The sequence below is a fragment of the Pseudophaeobacter flagellatus genome (genome assembly GCF_021228235.1).
In the GTDB taxonomy this organism is placed as follows: domain Bacteria; phylum Pseudomonadota; class Alphaproteobacteria; order Rhodobacterales; family Rhodobacteraceae; genus Pseudophaeobacter; species Pseudophaeobacter flagellatus.
Genome location: NZ_JAJQRG010000015.1, coordinates 23494 through 39197, shown reverse-complemented (window position 1 = coordinate 39197; position 15704 = coordinate 23494). Strand labels below are relative to the sequence as shown.

The 15704-nt window shown below is 57.4% G+C and carries 18 protein-coding genes; 14 read left to right on the top strand and 4 right to left on the bottom strand.

The window, feature by feature from the left end; all coding sequences use genetic code 11:
* Positions 1-290: 290 nt before the first annotated feature.
* Complete coding sequence (locus tag LRK71_RS19585) at positions 291-1097, top strand: class II glutamine amidotransferase (RefSeq protein ID WP_232405648.1); 807 nt, start codon at positions 291-293, stop codon at positions 1095-1097.
* Between the two features lie 4 nt (positions 1098-1101).
* Here the strand turns inward: LRK71_RS19585 and LRK71_RS19580 are convergent, their stop codons facing one another.
* From LRK71_RS19580 to LRK71_RS19570, 3 genes are read right to left on the bottom strand one after another with little or no spacing between them, the layout of a single operon-like run.
* Positions 1102-2271 (bottom strand): HD domain-containing protein, encoded by a 1170-nt coding sequence (locus tag LRK71_RS19580; protein ID WP_232405647.1) that lies wholly within the window; start codon positions 2269-2271, stop codon positions 1102-1104.
* Positions 2268-2510, bottom strand: coding sequence for a hypothetical protein (locus tag LRK71_RS19575; protein WP_232405646.1), 243 nt, complete (start codon positions 2508-2510; stop codon positions 2268-2270). Before LRK71_RS19575 ends, LRK71_RS19580 begins: the two co-directional genes overlap by 4 nt.
* Positions 2510-3163 carry an alpha/beta hydrolase gene (locus tag LRK71_RS19570; protein ID WP_232405645.1) on the bottom strand — a complete coding sequence of 218 codons (654 nt, stop codon included), beginning with the start codon at positions 3161-3163 and terminating at the stop codon, positions 2510-2512. Before LRK71_RS19570 ends, LRK71_RS19575 begins: the two co-directional genes overlap by 1 nt.
* A gap of 190 nt (positions 3164-3353) precedes the next feature.
* On the opposite strand from LRK71_RS19570, the gene iscR reads away from it, so the two are divergent.
* The 12 genes from iscR to LRK71_RS19510 are packed head-to-tail and all read left to right on the top strand — an operon-like array spanning position 3354 to position 13077.
* On the top strand, positions 3354-3815 hold the full coding sequence (gene iscR / locus LRK71_RS19565; protein ID WP_232405644.1) for a Fe-S cluster assembly transcriptional regulator IscR: 462 nt from the start codon (positions 3354-3356) through the stop codon (positions 3813-3815).
* Positions 3816-3869: 54 nt separating this feature from the next.
* Positions 3870-4913, top strand: a complete 1044-nt coding sequence (locus LRK71_RS19560) for a cysteine desulfurase family protein (protein WP_232405643.1) — start codon at positions 3870-3872, stop codon at positions 4911-4913.
* A gap of 15 nt (positions 4914-4928) precedes the next feature.
* Positions 4929-6449, top strand: coding sequence for a Fe-S cluster assembly protein SufB (gene sufB / locus LRK71_RS19555; protein ID WP_232405642.1), 1521 nt, complete (start codon positions 4929-4931; stop codon positions 6447-6449).
* A 3-nt stretch (positions 6450-6452) separates the two neighbouring features.
* Positions 6453-6767 (top strand): hypothetical protein, encoded by a 315-nt coding sequence (locus LRK71_RS19550; protein ID WP_232405641.1) that lies wholly within the window; start codon positions 6453-6455, stop codon positions 6765-6767.
* Positions 6764-7078 (top strand): heavy metal-binding domain-containing protein, encoded by a 315-nt coding sequence (locus LRK71_RS19545; RefSeq protein ID WP_027240223.1) that lies wholly within the window; start codon positions 6764-6766, stop codon positions 7076-7078. Before LRK71_RS19550 ends, LRK71_RS19545 begins: the two co-directional genes overlap by 4 nt.
* A gap of 44 nt (positions 7079-7122) precedes the next feature.
* Positions 7123-7935 carry a polysaccharide pyruvyl transferase family protein gene (locus LRK71_RS19540; protein WP_232405640.1) on the top strand — a complete coding sequence of 271 codons (813 nt, stop codon included), beginning with the start codon at positions 7123-7125 and terminating at the stop codon, positions 7933-7935.
* 19 nt (positions 7936-7954) lie between these two features.
* A complete protein-coding gene (gene sufC / locus LRK71_RS19535) occupies positions 7955-8710 on the top strand; it encodes a Fe-S cluster assembly ATPase SufC (RefSeq protein ID WP_232405639.1) in 756 nt (251 codons plus the stop codon).
* A gap of 1 nt (position 8711) precedes the next feature.
* Complete coding sequence (locus LRK71_RS19530) at positions 8712-9992, top strand: SufB/SufD family protein (protein WP_232405638.1); 1281 nt, start codon at positions 8712-8714, stop codon at positions 9990-9992.
* Positions 9993-10490: a YIP1 family protein gene (locus tag LRK71_RS19525; RefSeq protein WP_232405637.1), complete on the top strand. Its 498-nt coding sequence runs from the start codon at positions 9993-9995 to the stop codon at positions 10488-10490.
* The gene (locus LRK71_RS19520; protein WP_232405636.1) at positions 10469-11080 is read left to right on the top strand and encodes a YIP1 family protein; all 612 of its coding nucleotides are present in this window, start codon (positions 10469-10471) and stop codon (positions 11078-11080) included. The genes LRK71_RS19525 and LRK71_RS19520 overlap by 22 nt, the downstream gene beginning before the upstream one ends.
* Positions 11073-12293, top strand: coding sequence for a cysteine desulfurase (locus LRK71_RS19515; protein WP_232405635.1), 1221 nt, complete (start codon positions 11073-11075; stop codon positions 12291-12293). Before LRK71_RS19520 ends, LRK71_RS19515 begins: the two co-directional genes overlap by 8 nt.
* Before the next feature lie 40 nt (positions 12294-12333).
* Positions 12334-13077 carry a glycosyltransferase family 2 protein gene (locus LRK71_RS19510; RefSeq protein WP_232405634.1) on the top strand — a complete coding sequence of 248 codons (744 nt, stop codon included), beginning with the start codon at positions 12334-12336 and terminating at the stop codon, positions 13075-13077.
* Positions 13078-13094: 17 nt separating this feature from the next.
* On the opposite strand, the gene LRK71_RS19505 is transcribed toward LRK71_RS19510, so the two are convergent.
* On the bottom strand, positions 13095-14663 hold the full coding sequence (locus LRK71_RS19505) for a trimethylamine methyltransferase family protein (RefSeq protein WP_232405633.1): 1569 nt from the start codon (positions 14661-14663) through the stop codon (positions 13095-13097).
* A 452-nt stretch (positions 14664-15115) separates the two neighbouring features.
* Between LRK71_RS19505 and LRK71_RS19500 the strand changes: the two genes are divergently transcribed.
* On the top strand, positions 15116-15670 hold the full coding sequence (locus LRK71_RS19500) for a hypothetical protein (protein ID WP_232405632.1): 555 nt from the start codon (positions 15116-15118) through the stop codon (positions 15668-15670).
* The last annotated feature ends 34 nt before the right edge of the window (positions 15671-15704 follow it).

The window sequence follows — 15704 nt, the reverse complement described above, 5'->3', positions numbered from 1 at the left end:
CTCTGAACTTTGGGGCTCTTCCTTGGCCATACCCGAAGGTTTTAATCTCCGACAGTCCGGAAACGGCACGGCGCGAAATTTTCGCAGGTGGTTTGCCCAAGATGGTATATTGCGAGGTTAGATTGTCAGATCGGTCGGGAAACTCTGGAACCAAAAACCCGCATCTTTGAACAGGTACCTGTGCAATCGAGATAATCGACGTCGGCCATGTGGCGCTGTATCAGGCCGCCAAACCTTACAGACCAAAATCGACTGGTCCCCCCACCACAAGCCGCTAGGAAATCAGACCAATGTGCCGTTGGGCCGCTTATCTTGGATCACCAATCTTTTTAGAAGACATTATCTCCCGCCCCGGTCACTCTCTTGTGGCGCAAAGTCAGGAGGCGACCGAGTGCAAAACCAGCACCAATGGGGATGGCTTTGGTGTCGCCTGGTACGACCGAAAGGCCGAGCCAGGGCTGTACCGCGATGTCTATCCGGCCTGGTCCGATACCAACCTGCGCGCACTGGCCCATCCGGTGCAGTCCGGGCTGTTCCTATCGCATGTACGGGCCTCAACCGGGTCTGCCATTAGCCGCAATAACTGCCACCCCTTTGCCGTTGGCCGCTGGTCCTTTATGCACAATGGCCAGGTCGGCGGATTTGAACGGTTTCGCCGCTACGCCGATATGTGTATCCCCGATGAGTTGTACTCCCATCGCAAAGGCGCCACCGATAGCGAGGTGTTGTTTCTGCTGGCCCTGAAGGAAGGGCTGGATCAGAATCCCTTGTTCGCCCTGGAGCGGGCTGTCGCAAAATTGGAGGCTCTGTCCCGCAATCGGGGCACCACGCCTCATATGCGATTGTCGGTGGCTTTGTCGGATGGGGAAAGGCTTTATGCGGCGCGCTACTCCTCCGATCATATCGCGCCTTCGCTTTACTACCGGTGGAGCGACACGCGGCAGGGTTGGGCCGTGGTGTCGGAACCGCTGGAACAAGAGCAGGACGGCTGGCATCAATTGCCCCCGGGTGGTTTTCTGACCCTGTCAGACAGAGGGAGTGAGGTTACGGATTTTGCCCCAGGCGGGCATAATATTGACCTGAGCTGCCCTGATTAACCATCTATAACCGTTTGTTTTCTTCAAACCATGGGGAGATTTTGTCGCGTACATAGGTCCAAACCTCGGGGGCGCCACGGGTGACTTTGACGCCAACGCGGGTCTCGACCTGTTGCAGGCTGACATCATACTCCAGCCAGCTTCCGCCACCGTTGTGAAGGTTCAGCAAAACTGGCTGCACCCGGTCAATGGCCTTGGCATAGACCGCATCGGCGCTTGTTGCTGCTTCAAACTCATCCCAGAGCGCCCGAAACTCTGTTGCCTGTGGCGCGGGCAGCAGGCCAAATAGACGATCAGCGGCCTGCTGTTCCTCAGCTTCCTGTGCTGCCAGAGCCTGTGCAGAGACCGCGCCGTGAATGGGGGTATCCCCAGCGTCTATTTCAACAATATCATGCAGCAGCAACATGTTGATAACGCGGAAAATGTCGATGTCAGTGGAGGCGTATTCCCCCAAGATCCAGCCATAGAGCATGATGTGCCAGCTGTGCTCGGCTGAGTTTTCCTCCCGTGACCCATCGCCAATCCAGGTAGCGCGCAAAACGGACTTCAGCCCGTCCGCCGCATTCAGGAATGGCAGGCGCGCGCGCAGTGCACCTGTGTCGTGATCGCTTTCGTACCCTAGCAAGTAAAGCGCGTGAAAATAAGCCTCTGGAAGACCTTCTTCAAGTGCAGTCGCGCGGCCGCCAAACAGGTTGCCCCGGACCACTTCAACATGATCGGGCAGCGGATCGCTGCCATATAGGGTTTGAAAAATGGGCTGGCAATGATCCAGGCGTTTGGCGAATTTTGCATCTGGGCTCTCGGCCTGTTCAAATTCAAGCCAAAGCGCGTGCAACGCCTTGCCTTGATCTGCGGGAAGCAGGCCAAATAACCGCTCTGCCGCCTTGGCTTCGGCTGTGGCCACGGCCTGCCAGTCAACCTCGTCGCCAATGGGGTGATCGCCGACGTCGATTTCGACCAGATCATGCAGTAAAAGCATTTGAATGACCCGCGACACCATCACCTGCGGCCCGGCAAAGGGGGTCAGGACAAGCGCGTATAGCGCCAGATGCCAGCTGTGTTCGGCTGAATTTTCACGGCGAGAGCAATCAAGGATCAGGTTCTGACGCTCAACCCCGCGCAGCCTGTCTGCTTCGAGCAGAAAGGAAAACTGCGCCCGCAGACGGTCGCTCATTGGCGGGCTTTCTCTTCCAGCGCATTTTGAACCCGCGCCAGTTTGGCGCTGATGAAATCACGGGCTTTGCGTTCGGCAAGGCGGACGCGGATTTCTGTCAAGAAGGCCTCTTCCAAGGATTGAGAGGCTGCCCCAAGAACCTGGGCAACCTCCATATAGAAACGATCCTCACCGATCGCATCCTGTACCTTGAGTGTATCGACCGCCAGTTTTTCGCCCAGCTTTTCGATCGTGCTCATCAGCGCGAATTCTCGGTCAGGCGGCGTTTCACATAATCGGTGGTGTGACCCATCAATGTATCCATGTGTTCGCCCTGGAAGAAATGATCGGCGCCCTCCACCTCGGTGTGGGTGACGGTAATACCTTTTTGCTCATGCAGTTTGCTCACCAGGTTGACCGTATCCGCAGGCGGTGCCACGCGGTCGGCGCTGCCGTTGATGATCAACCCAGAGGAGGGGCAGGGCGCCAGGAATGAGAAATCATACATGTTGGCGGGCGGTGCCACTGAGATGAAGCCGGTGATTTCAGGGCGGCGCATCAGCAGCTGCATTCCGATCCAGGCTCCAAAGGAGAACCCAGCAACCCAGCAATGCTTGGAGTTGTTGTTCATCGATTGCAGGTAATCCAGCGCAGATGCTGCGTCTGACAGCTCTCCGATGCCCTGATCGTATTCGCCTTGCGAACGACCTACGCCACGGAAATTAAACCGTAAAACGGTGAATCCCATGTTGTAAAATGCATAATGCAGATTGTAGACGACCTTGTTGTTCATGGTGCCGCCAAACTGGGGGTGCGGATGCAGAACAATGGCGATAGGCGCGTCTTTTTCTTTTTGCGGGTGATAGCGGCCTTCCAGGCGGCCTTCGGGTCCGGGGAAAATGACCTCAGGCATGGGTGGGTTAATCCTACTCTCATTTTCTGCAGATGCTGTTCAGGAATACTTGACGAATTCCATCAGTCATCTTAGAACAATTCTAATTGCTGGCGCAGGCCATTGCATTGCACCGTGACGCTGAGATACGCACTCAGGCGGAAAAGGTCAATGTTTTCGCGCTGAAACCAATGTTTGGAGAGATGGAAAGATGAAGCTTTCTACCAAAGGTCGCTATGCCATGGTCGCGTTGGCAGATATTGCGCTGCAACCGGGCGATGCTTTGGTGGTGCTTGGCGATATTTCCAAGCGTCAGAATGTATCGCTGCCCTATCTGGAACAGCTCTTCGTGAAATTGCGCCGGGCCGAGCTGGTGACATCGGTGCGCGGCCCCGGCGGCGGCTATCGTCTGGCGCGTCCGGCATCGGAAATTCGCGTCGTCGATATCTTGAGCGCGGTGGATGAAACGGTTGATGCGATGCACGTAGGGGCAGGGGTATCGGGTGGGACTAGCGGTAGTCGGGCGCAATCACTGTCCAACCGTTTATGGCAAAGTCTCAGCGCCCATGTCTATGTCTTCCTGCACCAAACAAGGCTGTCGGATGTCATTCAGAACGATCTGGCCCCCTGTCCTGCGGTTCCCGGCTTGTTTTCTGTCGTAGACGCGGAATAGCACAATGGGACTGCTGCAAATTCCCGCTCCTTTGGAACAAGAAAAGATGTTTCTATGACACGGGTTTACCTGGATCATAATGCAACGACCCCGTTGCACCCGGATGCACGCGCCGCCATGATTGCGGCGATGGAGCATTGCGGCAATCCATCTTCGGTACATGCCGAAGGGCGGGCCGCCAAGGCCGTGGTGGAACGTGCGCGGGCGCAGATTGCGGCGGCCTTTGGGGCGGATGGTGCCGATATTGTCTTTACTTCTGGCTCTACCGAAGGGGCCTCTCTGGCGCTGGCGGGGCGGAAACTAAGCGCAGCTGCGATTGAGCATGATGCTGTAAGAGCCTGGACAAGCGAAGAATTGTCGACTTTGCCCTCAGGGCATGTCGCGCCAGATGCGGTGGAGAATGCTGCCCTGCAGCTTGCCAATTCCGAAACCGGTGTTGTGCAGGATTTGCCGCAGGGGCTCGCGGTGAGCGACATGACCCAGGGCTTTGGCAAGCTGCCAATCGCCTTTAATTGGATGGGGGTTCAGATGGCCCTGATCTCCGCCCATAAACTGGGCGGGCCAAAGGGCGTTGGTGCCGTGGTGATGCCGCGCGGCACCGATCTTGCCGCGCAAATTCGCGGCGGCGGTCAGGAAATGGGTCGCCGCTCGGGCACCGAAAACACCATTGGCATTGCAGGCTTTGGCGCGGCTGCCGAAGCGGCAGCCCGGCAATTGGCTGATGGCACCTGGGAACGCGTGACAGAGCTGCGCGACCTGATGGAAGAGGCCCTTGTGGCTGGCGCTCCAGAGCTTATCTGTATTGGCAAAGACAGTGCGCGCCTGCCCAATACCTCTTGCTTTGCCGTCCCCGGCTGGAAGGGCGAAACCCAGGTCATGCAGATGGACCTTGCGGGCTTTGCCATCAGTGCCGGGTCTGCCTGTTCCAGTGGCAAGGTGCGCGCCAGTGCGGTGTTGCGCGCAATGGGATTTGACGAAGAGATCGCTCAGGGCGCCGTGCGCGTCTCACTTGGGCCGACAACAACAAAAGAAGAGGTGCTGCGTTTTGCTGATGCGTGGCTCCAGAAACACAAGAAACATCGCGCCCGCGTGGCGTGAGTTTAGGAGAAAATCATGGCCGTTTTGGACCAGACCCAAGTCAAGGAAGGTGTTGATCAGGAAACCGTGGATGCGGTGGCCGAGGTCAGCACGTATAAATACGGCTGGGAAACCGATATCGAGATGGAATATGCCCCCAAGGGCCTGACCACCGACATTGTTCGCCTGATCTCGGAAAAGAACGAAGAGCCCGAGTGGATGCTGAACTGGCGCCTGGAGGCCTATGATCGCTGGCTGCAAAAGGAAGAGCCAACCTGGGCCATGGTCGACTACCCTGAAATCGATTTTCAGGACCAGTATTATTACGCCCGTCCCAAATCGATGGAAGTGAAGCCAAAATCCCTGGATGAGGTCGATCCCAAGCTGCTGGACACCTACAAAAAGCTGGGTATCCCGCTGAAAGAGCAGATGATTCTGGCCGGAGTCGAGGGCGCTGAGGATGCCCCCGCCGAAGGCCGCAAGGTTGCCGTGGACGCGGTGTTTGACTCCGTTTCTGTTGGCACCACCTTCCAGGCTGAGCTGAAAAAGTCCGGGGTGATCTTCTGCTCGATCTCTGAGGCGATCCGCGAACACCCCGAGCTGGTGAAGAAATACCTCGGCACTGTGGTTCCGGTCTCTGATAACTTCTATGCGACGCTGAACTCGGCCGTGTTTTCGGATGGCTCCTTTGTCTATATCCCGCCGGGTGTGCGCTGCCCGATGGAGCTGAGCACCTACTTCCGCATCAACGCGGAAAACACCGGCCAGTTTGAACGTACCCTGATCATCGCCGACAAGGGCTCATACGTGAGCTACCTGGAAGGCTGTACCGCGCCGGCCCGTGATATCGCCCAGCTGCACGCGGCTGTGGTTGAGATCATCATCGAAGAAGACGCTGAGGTGAAGTATTCCACCGTGCAGAACTGGTATCCGGGCGACGAAAATGGCAAGGGCGGTATCTATAACTTTGTCACCAAACGCGCCGATTGCCGCGGTGATCGCGCCAAGGTCATGTGGACCCAGGTTGAAACCGGCTCTGCCGTGACCTGGAAATACCCCTCCTGCATTCTGCGCGGCGCCGAGAGCCAGGGCGAATTCTACTCGATTGCCATCGCCAACAACATGCAGCAGGCTGACACAGGCACCAAGATGATCCATCTGGGCAAGAACACCAAATCGCGCATCGTGTCCAAAGGCATCTCTGCCGGCAAGGCGCAGAACACCTATCGCGGTCTGGTGTCAATGCACCCCAAGGCCAAGAACAGTCGCAATTACACCCAGTGTGACAGCCTGCTGATCGGCGATAAATGCGGTGCCCACACGGTGCCCTATATCGAGGTCAAGAATAACTCATCTCGGGTAGAGCATGAGGCGACAACCTCCAAAGTGGACGATGACCAGCTGTTCTATTGCCGTCAGCGCGGCATGGACGAAGAAGAGGCGGTGGCCCTGGTGGTCAACGGCTTCTGCAAGGACGTATTGCAGGCCCTGCCGATGGAGTTTGCCATGGAAGCGCAGCAGTTAGTCGCCATCTCGCTGGAAGGTTCGGTGGGCTAAAAGGTGGAGAAGGAACGGAGCACTGACGAACTTGTCGATACGTATTGGCAGCTTCATAGAAGTGGCCAACGTGAGATGCATTCCAAAGCATTCCGTGGGCTGCTGTTCATGGCACCGTTCCTAATTCTAATGTCCGCTGCCATATTTGCGTTGGCTGGTATCGAGATCATTGATCCTTGGTACTGGTTTATGTGCCTATTTCCGGCCCTCCTCTTCGGCTGGTGGTTTGGGGTCAGGCCACTTGAAAGAACCAAGAAAGAAAACCGCATGGCTCAGTCTGAAATAGCCAATGTACTCAAAGAGAGGATTGAAGAATGATCGTCACCACCACTCCCTCTGTTGAGGGCTATCAGATCGCTGAATACAAAGGCATCGTCGTGGGCGAGGCCATCATGGGCGCCAATGTGGTGCGTGATGTCTTTGCCTCGATCACCGATATCGTTGGAGGTCGCTCTGGTGCCTATGAGAGCAAGTTGCAGGACGCGCGTGAAACCGCGCTGGCTGAACTTGAGGACCGGGCCCGTGAAAAGGGCGCCAATGCGGTTGTGGGCGTTGATCTTGATTACGAGGTCGTTGGCAATTCGATGTTGATGGTTTCGGCCAGCGGCACAGCAGTGGTGATTGGTTAAGGATGACCCTCGTGGCCTCTCATATCACGGCTGGGAGCGGTCCCTTGCGCCTGTTTTGGTGGAAAGCGGTGCCAAACTTTGGCGACGCGCTTTCATCCAGCGTGGTGGCGCATCTGAGTGGCCGTGACGTGGTGCATACTGGCCCGGGTAAGGCGGATATTTTTGCCACCGGTTCGATCCTGCAAATTGCCCGGCGCAAGTATTCCGAGGTAAAGACCTATGCCCAGAAGCCGGTGATTTGGGGGTCTGGGCTGCTGCATGCGGTTTCGTCACTTGGGTTTTTATCCAATGTAAACATTGCCTTGTTGCGCGGTCCTGTATCGGCGTCTTTGCTGGGGATCAAAACGGAAAAGTTTGGCGACCCTGGTCTGCTGGTTGCAGAGATCTTTGCGCCCGCGCCATCTAAAACCCATCGGATCGGCCTGGTTCCTCATCATAGCCAGATGGCAGACCCAGAGATTCAAAGCCTTGCGGACAGCAGTGAGGAGATCTTGCTGATTGATCCAAGTCAGGCCCCTGCCACTGTCTGTCGCCAGATCAGCGCCTGTGGACATATCTATGCTGCCTCGCTGCATGGGTTGATCACCGCAGACGCTTACGGCGTGGCCTCAACCTGGGTATCGCCCGGGGATCAGGGGCATCTGAAATACTACGACTACGCCGCCTCTATCGGGCGGGTGCTGATTTCCCCGCTGTCCTGGGACCAGATCCCGGATCATGCGCGGGCAACGCAACAACCGGCAGATCTACCCTACGCTGCGGGCATCCGTCGCGCCCAGGCAGATCTGCGCCACAGCTTTCCTGCGTGCTTGCGCGCACAACAAACATTGGCCGTGCCTGAACCGGCACGGCCCTAAGAAAAGAGACGAGGAAAAAATGCTCGAAATCAAAAACCTGCACGTCAAACTTGAAGATGAGGACAAGCAGATCTTGAAAGGTCTGAACCTGACTGTTGAGGCTGGCAAGGTGCATGCGATCATGGGGCCGAATGGCTCTGGCAAATCGACGCTGTCTTATGTGCTGTCCGGGCGCGATGGCTATGAGGTCACCGAGGGCAGCGCCACCATGGCGGGCGAAGACCTGCTGGCGCTGGAACCCGAAGAGCGCGCGGCGCTTGGGGTGTTCCTGGCTTTCCAATACCCGGTTGAAATCCCCGGTGTTGGCAACATGACCTTCCTGCGCACCGCAGTGAATGCACAGCGCAAAGCGCGCGGTGAAGAAGAACTTTCGGCGGCTGAGTTCCTGAAATCCATCCGCGCCAAGGCCAAGGATCTGAAGATCGACGCTGACATGCTTAAGCGTCCGGTCAATGTCGGTTTCTCTGGCGGTGAGAAAAAGCGCAACGAAATCCTGCAGATGGCCATGCTGGAACCCAAGATGTGCATTCTGGATGAAACCGATTCCGGCCTGGATGTGGATGCAATGAAACTGGTGGCCGAGGGGGTGAACGCCCTACGCGACGAGGGCCGTGGTTTCCTGGTTATCACCCACTATCAGCGCTTGCTGGATCACATCAAACCCGATGTTGTACACATTCTTGCCGATGGCAAAATCGTAAAAACAGGTGGCCCCGAACTGGCGCTGGAAGTCGAAAACAACGGCTATACCGATATCCTGGCGGAGGTGTCCTGAAATGGGTCTTGCTGATGTGAAACAAAGCGCCACCGAGGCCCGGCTGGCCGCGCTGCGCCTGCCCGAAGGCGGCTGCTTGGCGGCGGCCCGTCAGGCGGCCCTGGCGCGGGTGCAAACCCTCGGGCTGCCGAAACGTCGGGATGAATACTGGAAATTCACCTGCCCCGACACGCTGACGGAAGCTGACGTAACCAAGGCCTCTGTCTTTGTCTCGGACGAGGTGCCGATGTTCGATGATTTCGATCGCTTGAAGATCATTTTTGTTGACGGTGTGTATGATGCTGATGCCTCTGATGATCTGAGCCTGGAAGGCGTTACCATCGATCGGATCGCCGATATTTGCGGCCAGGACATCCACTGGGCCAAGGATCTCTATGGCGTGTTGGAAGCCCGTGGCCAGGCCCCTGTGGCACGGCCGCTGGCTGCGCTGAATACGGCCTTTGCGACGGATGGCATTGCCATTCACGTGACCGGCACACCGAGCAAGCCGATCAATCTGGTTTACCTGCATTCGGATGAGATGTCCGATGCCATGGTGCACCATCTGGTCCGGGTCGAGGCAGGTGCCGAGGCAACCCTGCTGGAAAACGGCCCAGGCGCATCGCGCTTTAACACCTGCCTGGAGATCGACATTGCCGACAGCGGCAAGTTGCATCTGGTGCGGGCGCAGGGGCGTGACCATGAACGCCGCGCTGCAAACCATATGTTTGCCCGTCTCGGCAAAGAATCCGTGTTCAAGAGCTTTACCCTCACCGTAAATGGTGTGCTGACCCGCAATGAATCGGTGATCGAGCTGTTGGGTGATGATGCCATCGCCCATATTGCTGGTGCCTGCGTCGGGGATGGCGATTTCCACCACGATGACACCGTGTTCATCACCCATGATGCCGTCAACTGCGAGAGCCGCCAGGTTTTCAAAAAGGTGCTGCGCAACGGGGCTACCGGGGTGTTCCAGGGCAAAATCCTGGTCAAGGAGGGCGCACAAAAGACCGATGGTTACCAGATCAGCCAGTCGCTCTTGCTGGATGGTGACAGTCAGTTCCTTGCCAAGCCAGAGCTGGAAATCTACGCTGATGATGTGATCTGTTCACATGGTTCCACCACTGGGGCAATCGACGAAGAGGCGCTGTTCTACCTGCGCTCGCGCGGGATTCCGACAGCCGATGCCACCGATCTTTTGACCCTGGCCTTTCTGGCCGAAGCAGTTGGCGAAGTCGAAGACGCAGATATCGCCGCTGACATTGTTGCCCGGCTCGAAGGCTGGCTGTCGCGGCGTCGCTGAATGGCCGTTACCGGAGATATCCTGGCGACCTATCGGGGGCCGCGTCGCGTTTTTGCGCGGCTCCTGGCGATGGGTCCGCGGGAGGACCGCGTGCTGGCGTTTTTGATGGCAGGCTGTGCGCTGATGTTTATTGGGCGTATGCCCAGCCTCGCGCGCGAGGCGCATCTCACCGGGCAGGAACAGACAATGTTACTGTCAAACGCCTTGTTTGGCATCATTTTTGTGGCTCCTCTGGCGCTCTATACCCTGGCGCTGATCCTGCACTGGATCGCCCGTATCTTGCGCGGCGAGGGCGAGAGCTATGCCGCCCGTCTGGCCCTGTTCTGGAGCTTCCTTGCTACCAGTCCGCTGATGCTGCTGAATGGTCTGGTGGCTGGTATGATCGGGCCGGGGACCGAGCTGAACCTGATTGGCGGGCTGTGGTTTTCCGCCTTCCTGTGGTTTGTGATCTCGGGGATGTATCAGGGCTATTGGGCGTGTCCAAAGGTGCAGGCATGATGTTTGTCTGGTCTTTCTTGATGCTGACCCTGCGCCAGCCGGGGACAGCGGCGCGCAGCATTTTGTTGCGGCAATGGCCGGATGAGGCCATCTGGACCGGGCTCTTCCTTGCCATCACCCTTAATGCGCTGTTCTTTGGTGTGCTGGCGATGCTTGTGCCCGCCTCGGCAGAGTTGGCCGGGGTGAAAATGGTGCCGGGTATTTCCGGGCTGTCGCTGTTCACGGCCGCGCTGCGCAGTCTTGGTTTTGCCGCACTTGTCACCTTTGGTGGCCGGATGATCGGCGGGAGCGGGCGTTTCATGCCGATCCTGGCGCTTTTAGTCTGGTACCAACTTGCGCAGCTGGTGGTTCTAGGGCTGGCCCTGCTGGCGCTGCAGCTTTCGGCGATGCTGGGCACGGTGGCTGTCTTGGTGGTTGGCCTTGTGATGTTTTACGTGCTGTTGAACTTTGTCAATGAAGCGCATGGGTTTGCCTCTCTTTGGCGCGCTTTTGCCGTGGTTTTGATGGCGACGATCCTGTTGTTCTTTGCCATGATCTTTCTTGCCGGGCTGCTAGGCCCTGCCATTCTGGGGTTGCCCGAAAATGTATGATGTTGAAAAAATCCGTAGCGACTTTCCGATCCTGTCCCGTCAGGTGAACGGTAAACCGCTGACCTATCTGGATAATGGTGCCTCGGCGCAGAAACCGCAGGTGGTGATTGACGCGATCAATCAGGCCTACTCTCATGAATATTCAAATGTTCACAGGGGTTTGCATTACCTTTCAAATCTTGCCACTGAAAAATACGAAGGGGTGCGTGGTCGGATTGCCACCTTTCTGAATGCAGCCAGCGAAGACAGCATTGTCCTGAACTCGGGCACCACCGAGGGCATCAATATGGTGGCCTATGGCTGGGCGATGCCCCGGCTGCAGCCGGGCGATGAAATCCTGCTGTCAGTTATGGAACATCACGCCAATATCGTTCCCTGGCATTTCCTGCGTGAACGTCAGGGGGTGGTGCTGAAATGGGTCGACACCGCGCCAGACGGCAGCCTGGACCCACAGGCCATGATTGATGCGATCACCCCAAAGACCAAGCTAATTGCAATTACCCAATGTTCCAACGTGCTGGGCACGGTTGTTGATGTGAAATCCATCACATCTGCCGCCCATGAAAAGGGCGTTGCCGTCTTGGTGGATGGATCACAAAGCGCGGTGCATATGCCGGTGGATGTGCAGGATCTTGGCTGCGATTTTTTTGCCATCACCGGGCATAAACTCTATGGGCCTTCGGGGTCGGGCGCCATCTATGTGCACCCGGACCGGATGGCAGAAATGCGCCCCTTCATGGGCGGCGGCGATATGATCCGTGAGGTGTCCAAGAGCCAAGTGATCTATAATGATCCGCCGATGATGTTTGAAGCCGGCACCCCCGGCATCGTGCAGACCATCGGGTTGGGCGTTGCGCTGGAGTATATGATGGGTCTGGGGATGGAAAACATCGCCGCCCATGAAGCCGCACTGCGTGACTATGCCATGGCCCGGCTGACCGGGTTGAACTGGCTGAATGTTCAGGGGCAAGCCGCTGATAAGGCTGCCATCTTCAGCTTTACGCTAGAAGGTGCCGCCCATGCGCATGATATCTCGACCATTCTGGACAAGAAGGGCGTCGCAGTGCGCGCCGGTCACCACTGCGCCGGGCCGCTAATGGAACATCTTGGTCTATCGGCGACCTGCCGGGCCTCTTTTGGCCTGTATAACACCAAGGCTGAGGTCGATACCCTGATTGAAGCGCTGGAACTGGCACATGAACTGTTTGCCTGATAGCACCGCGCGGCTGCTCTCGCCGAGGAAAGACTAACAGATGCCCCACATCAGCCTTTGCATTCCGGCCTATGCCATGGGCGGAATGGGTGCAGGGTTCCTGGCGCAAAGCTTTGATATTCTCACCACGCAGACCTTTTCTGATTTTGAGGTGGTGGTCTCGGATCAATCGGATGATCAAGCCGTGGCCGAGATCTGCGCGGAGTTCTCTGATCGGCTGTCCATTCGTCATATCTGGAACCGAGATGACAAGCGCCAGGCCTCGGCCAATGTGAACAACGCCATGCGCCATGCCAGCGGTGAGATCGTTAAGATCCTGTTTCAGGATGACTATTTGAACGGTGTTGATGCATTAAGAACCATCGCGCAATCCTTTGAAAAGGGGGCGAAATGGCAGCTTTGTGGATCGGGGGTCAGCCGCGATGGCGGTGCGGTTGAATGCCCGATGGTGCCGCGACTGACGCCAAAGCTGATGTTTGGCAAAAACACGGTTTCCAGCCCCTCGGTGTTGGCGATGCGGCGCGTGGATCTGGCCTATTTCGACGAAGAGCTGATCTGGCTGATGGATGTCGATCTGTATCAGCGGCTTTGGGACCTGCTGGGCGATCCGGTGATTTCACCAGACACATTGGTGGTGAACCGTGTACATGCCGGCCAGGTGAGCGCCAGCGTCTCGCCAGAATTGCGGCGGCATGAATTGCGCTATATGCGGGCCAAGCAGGCCGGGGGGCTGTCGTTTTCACAGTGGCTGGAATACTGGCGCCAGCTGTTGAAAGCCCGCTAGCCGCCCGGCTGCTGACCTTAGCTTGGCAAATGTATTTTGAACCGGGCTCGGATCTTTTGATCCAACTCTGCATCAAAACAAGCGCTGGATCGCTCTGACAGGATCTGCTCTTTGCGCGCCGTTGCCTTATGCAGCAGATCTGGCTTTCCCAGTTCCGCCCATTCCTTGGGAGAGCTGCGGTCGCCCAGGGCGGGGTAGACAAAATCGGTCTGCATGCGCCCCAGTGTCTGGCTGGTGCCCAGATAATGCCCCGGGCCATTCAGGCAGACCTCGGCCATCTGATCCAGGGCAAGGGTTTCGTCCGTGACCTCTATTCCGCGGACACAGCGTAGCGCCTGACCAATAAGATCATCGCCCAATATCAGGGATTCATGGCAAAAACCCAACAATGAGGCATGCATTCCGGCGGCCTCATAGACCATGTTCAACCCTGATAGACCGGCCATCAGATTGGAACACATCTGTTCCCATCCGGCCTGCATATCTGGCAGTTTTGAATCGGAAATTCCTGCCGCCGCGCCACCGGGAAGACCATAGAACTTATGCATCTGTGCACAGCCAGCGGTCAGCAAAGCCTGCTCACCAGAGCCCCCGATCATCGCTCCGCTGCGCAGATCCAGACCAAAGGGCCAGGTGCCAAAGATGGCGGGCGCACCGGGTTTGATGGCGTTGACATAGACCAGCCCCGCCAGGCATTCGGCCACCGCCTGAGTGATCGCGCCGGCAATTGTGGACGGGGCCGTCGCCCCCGCCATGCCCGCTGACAAGAGCAGCACCGGCATGCCATGCTTGATGCATTCCTCCATCACCTGGCAGCTTTCGGTGGCAAATTTCATCGGCGGCACCACAAAGCAGTTGGAGTTGGACACAAAAGGCCGCGCGCGCCAGTTTTCTTCGCCGCCGGCAATCATATGCAATAGCTCTATCGCCGGGGCGACAAAGCCGGGTTCGCTGAAGGATGTACCGATATGTTTCGTGGTGCCGGAGGTGGTAGCATAGATCGAATTCAGGTCCATCTCAAGGTTGTCAGGGATATCACGACAAACCATAGGACGTTGAACAAAATGGATATTATCCAATACGTTGCAGATGCGAGAGGCATCATGCAGGTCCTGAACCGTGGAATCGCGGTAGTGGCGGCCCGCAACATCCACCATATGCACTGCCGCCCCGGCGGTGCCATAATGCACCCGATTGCCCGAAAGTTCGAGATCATGCATGCCATCGCGGCTAAACAGGGTGAGCGACCGGTTGGCCGCCGCTAGCATGTCCTCGACCAGCGCGCGGGGAAAACGGATCCTGCCATCTGCGCCCTGAACGCAGCCAGCCTCTGTCAGGTATTTCACACCACTGGGCGGCGCATCGGCAAGGCCGATCTGTTCCAGCGCATCTAGGGCGGCGCGGTGGATACGTTCTACGCCCTCTGTGGTCAGGGGCTTCAGCACGCCGCCTTCCAGACCCGGCCGGATAGAGCGCAGATGGTCGGGCAGGGCGCTGGCACGGGCGGTGCGACGGGCCGTGCGGCCACCACTGCGGGCGGCTTTAATGGGGGGAACGGCGGCGGAGTCGGCGGACGGGTCGATCATGGGGCGGATCCTTGCGGCAAAAGCATATGCATTTTTGGGGTGGTATCGACTTCACCGCCCCGGGCCGACCGCGTGCGGCAAGGCCTCTGGCGGCACCAATCGTGCGCCCCACTAGGCTAATTTGACTGCGTTCCGCCGACATCTCTGATCCTTTTTGTCACTTCTTTAGCCTTGGTATTTTTGCCCGCTGATTCTAGCGCGTTTGCGACCCATGTGAAATTTGATGAAATATTTTCACCCACATTAGGGGCGGCACAGATCTTCGGTGCGCGTAGCGACAACATTTTTTATCAATACTTACAATGTAGTTGAGCCTGTATACTCATGTATATTTCAAGGCGGTTTCGCGCGAATTACCTCGTAAAATTGAACCGCTCTTTAAGGAATTTCAGCCAAAATAGCGGGGGAGATAACGTCGCGTTTTGAATGGCGCTGAAATAGGGCAAGAAATCATGCCAGCTGCTAAGAAGTTCCAAAATGCTGTCGCCCCTTGGCTTTTGTCCGGTGCGATTGCCACTCTGGCGCATGCCTGCCCGCTGGCAGCGGCAGATTGGAGCCAGACCTCCTTTGTTTCCAATGCAGCAGCCGCATCCAGAGATCCCTATGGCGCATCGCAGGACAGCGAGACGCGGCTGACCTTCTCGACCGACAGGGATTACGGCGCCGTGGTGCTGGGCGGGACCTATCGGCGGGGCAGCAGCGGTGCCTATCCGGGGCATTACCCCGGCCTTGCGACTCCATCGCAAAGCGACAGCGTCCACCTGCGGGCCGGATATGATTTTGGCGGCAGCCTGGGCTATGTCACGCTTGGCCATGAACAGACGCAAGGCCATGCGCAGGCCGAGAACGAAACCTTAGGGATCGGGGTGCGGGTGTCGCTGAACCGGGCGCTGCAATTGACCGGCGAACTGTTGCATCATGGTGGGAACAATACGGCGCAGAGCAGCGCCCAGACCAGCCGCCAAGCCCCGACGCGGATTTCTATCGGTGCTGCGTTTCGGTTTTGAAACCCGTCGATTTGTCATCTTGTCGGCCGACATC

Coding starts and splice junctions, on each gene's coding strand:
- LRK71_RS19560 (WP_232405643.1), top strand. CDS start 3,870: ATGACACGGGTTTACCTGGATCATAATGCAACGACCCCGTTGCACCCG.
- LRK71_RS19545 (WP_027240223.1), top strand. CDS start 6,764: ATGATCGTCACCACCACTCCCTCTGTTGAGGGCTATCAGATCGCTGAA.
- LRK71_RS19530 (WP_232405638.1), top strand. CDS start 8,712: ATGGGTCTTGCTGATGTGAAACAAAGCGCCACCGAGGCCCGGCTGGCC.
- LRK71_RS19585 (WP_232405648.1), top strand. CDS start 291: ATGTGCCGTTGGGCCGCTTATCTTGGATCACCAATCTTTTTAGAAGAC.
- LRK71_RS19510 (WP_232405634.1), top strand. CDS start 12,334: ATGCCCCACATCAGCCTTTGCATTCCGGCCTATGCCATGGGCGGAATG.
- LRK71_RS19525 (WP_232405637.1), top strand. CDS start 9,993: ATGGCCGTTACCGGAGATATCCTGGCGACCTATCGGGGGCCGCGTCGC.
- LRK71_RS19505 (WP_232405633.1), bottom strand. CDS start 14,663: ATGATCGACCCGTCCGCCGACTCCGCCGCCGTTCCCCCCATTAAAGCC.
- iscR (WP_232405644.1), top strand. CDS start 3,354: ATGAAGCTTTCTACCAAAGGTCGCTATGCCATGGTCGCGTTGGCAGAT.
- sufB (WP_232405642.1), top strand. CDS start 4,929: ATGGCCGTTTTGGACCAGACCCAAGTCAAGGAAGGTGTTGATCAGGAA.
- LRK71_RS19515 (WP_232405635.1), top strand. CDS start 11,073: ATGTATGATGTTGAAAAAATCCGTAGCGACTTTCCGATCCTGTCCCGT.
- sufC (WP_232405639.1), top strand. CDS start 7,955: ATGCTCGAAATCAAAAACCTGCACGTCAAACTTGAAGATGAGGACAAG.
- LRK71_RS19580 (WP_232405647.1), bottom strand. CDS start 2,271: ATGAGCGACCGTCTGCGGGCGCAGTTTTCCTTTCTGCTCGAAGCAGAC.
- LRK71_RS19570 (WP_232405645.1), bottom strand. CDS start 3,163: ATGCCTGAGGTCATTTTCCCCGGACCCGAAGGCCGCCTGGAAGGCCGC.
- LRK71_RS19575 (WP_232405646.1), bottom strand. CDS start 2,510: ATGAGCACGATCGAAAAGCTGGGCGAAAAACTGGCGGTCGATACACTC.
- LRK71_RS19500 (WP_232405632.1), top strand. CDS start 15,116: ATGCCAGCTGCTAAGAAGTTCCAAAATGCTGTCGCCCCTTGGCTTTTG.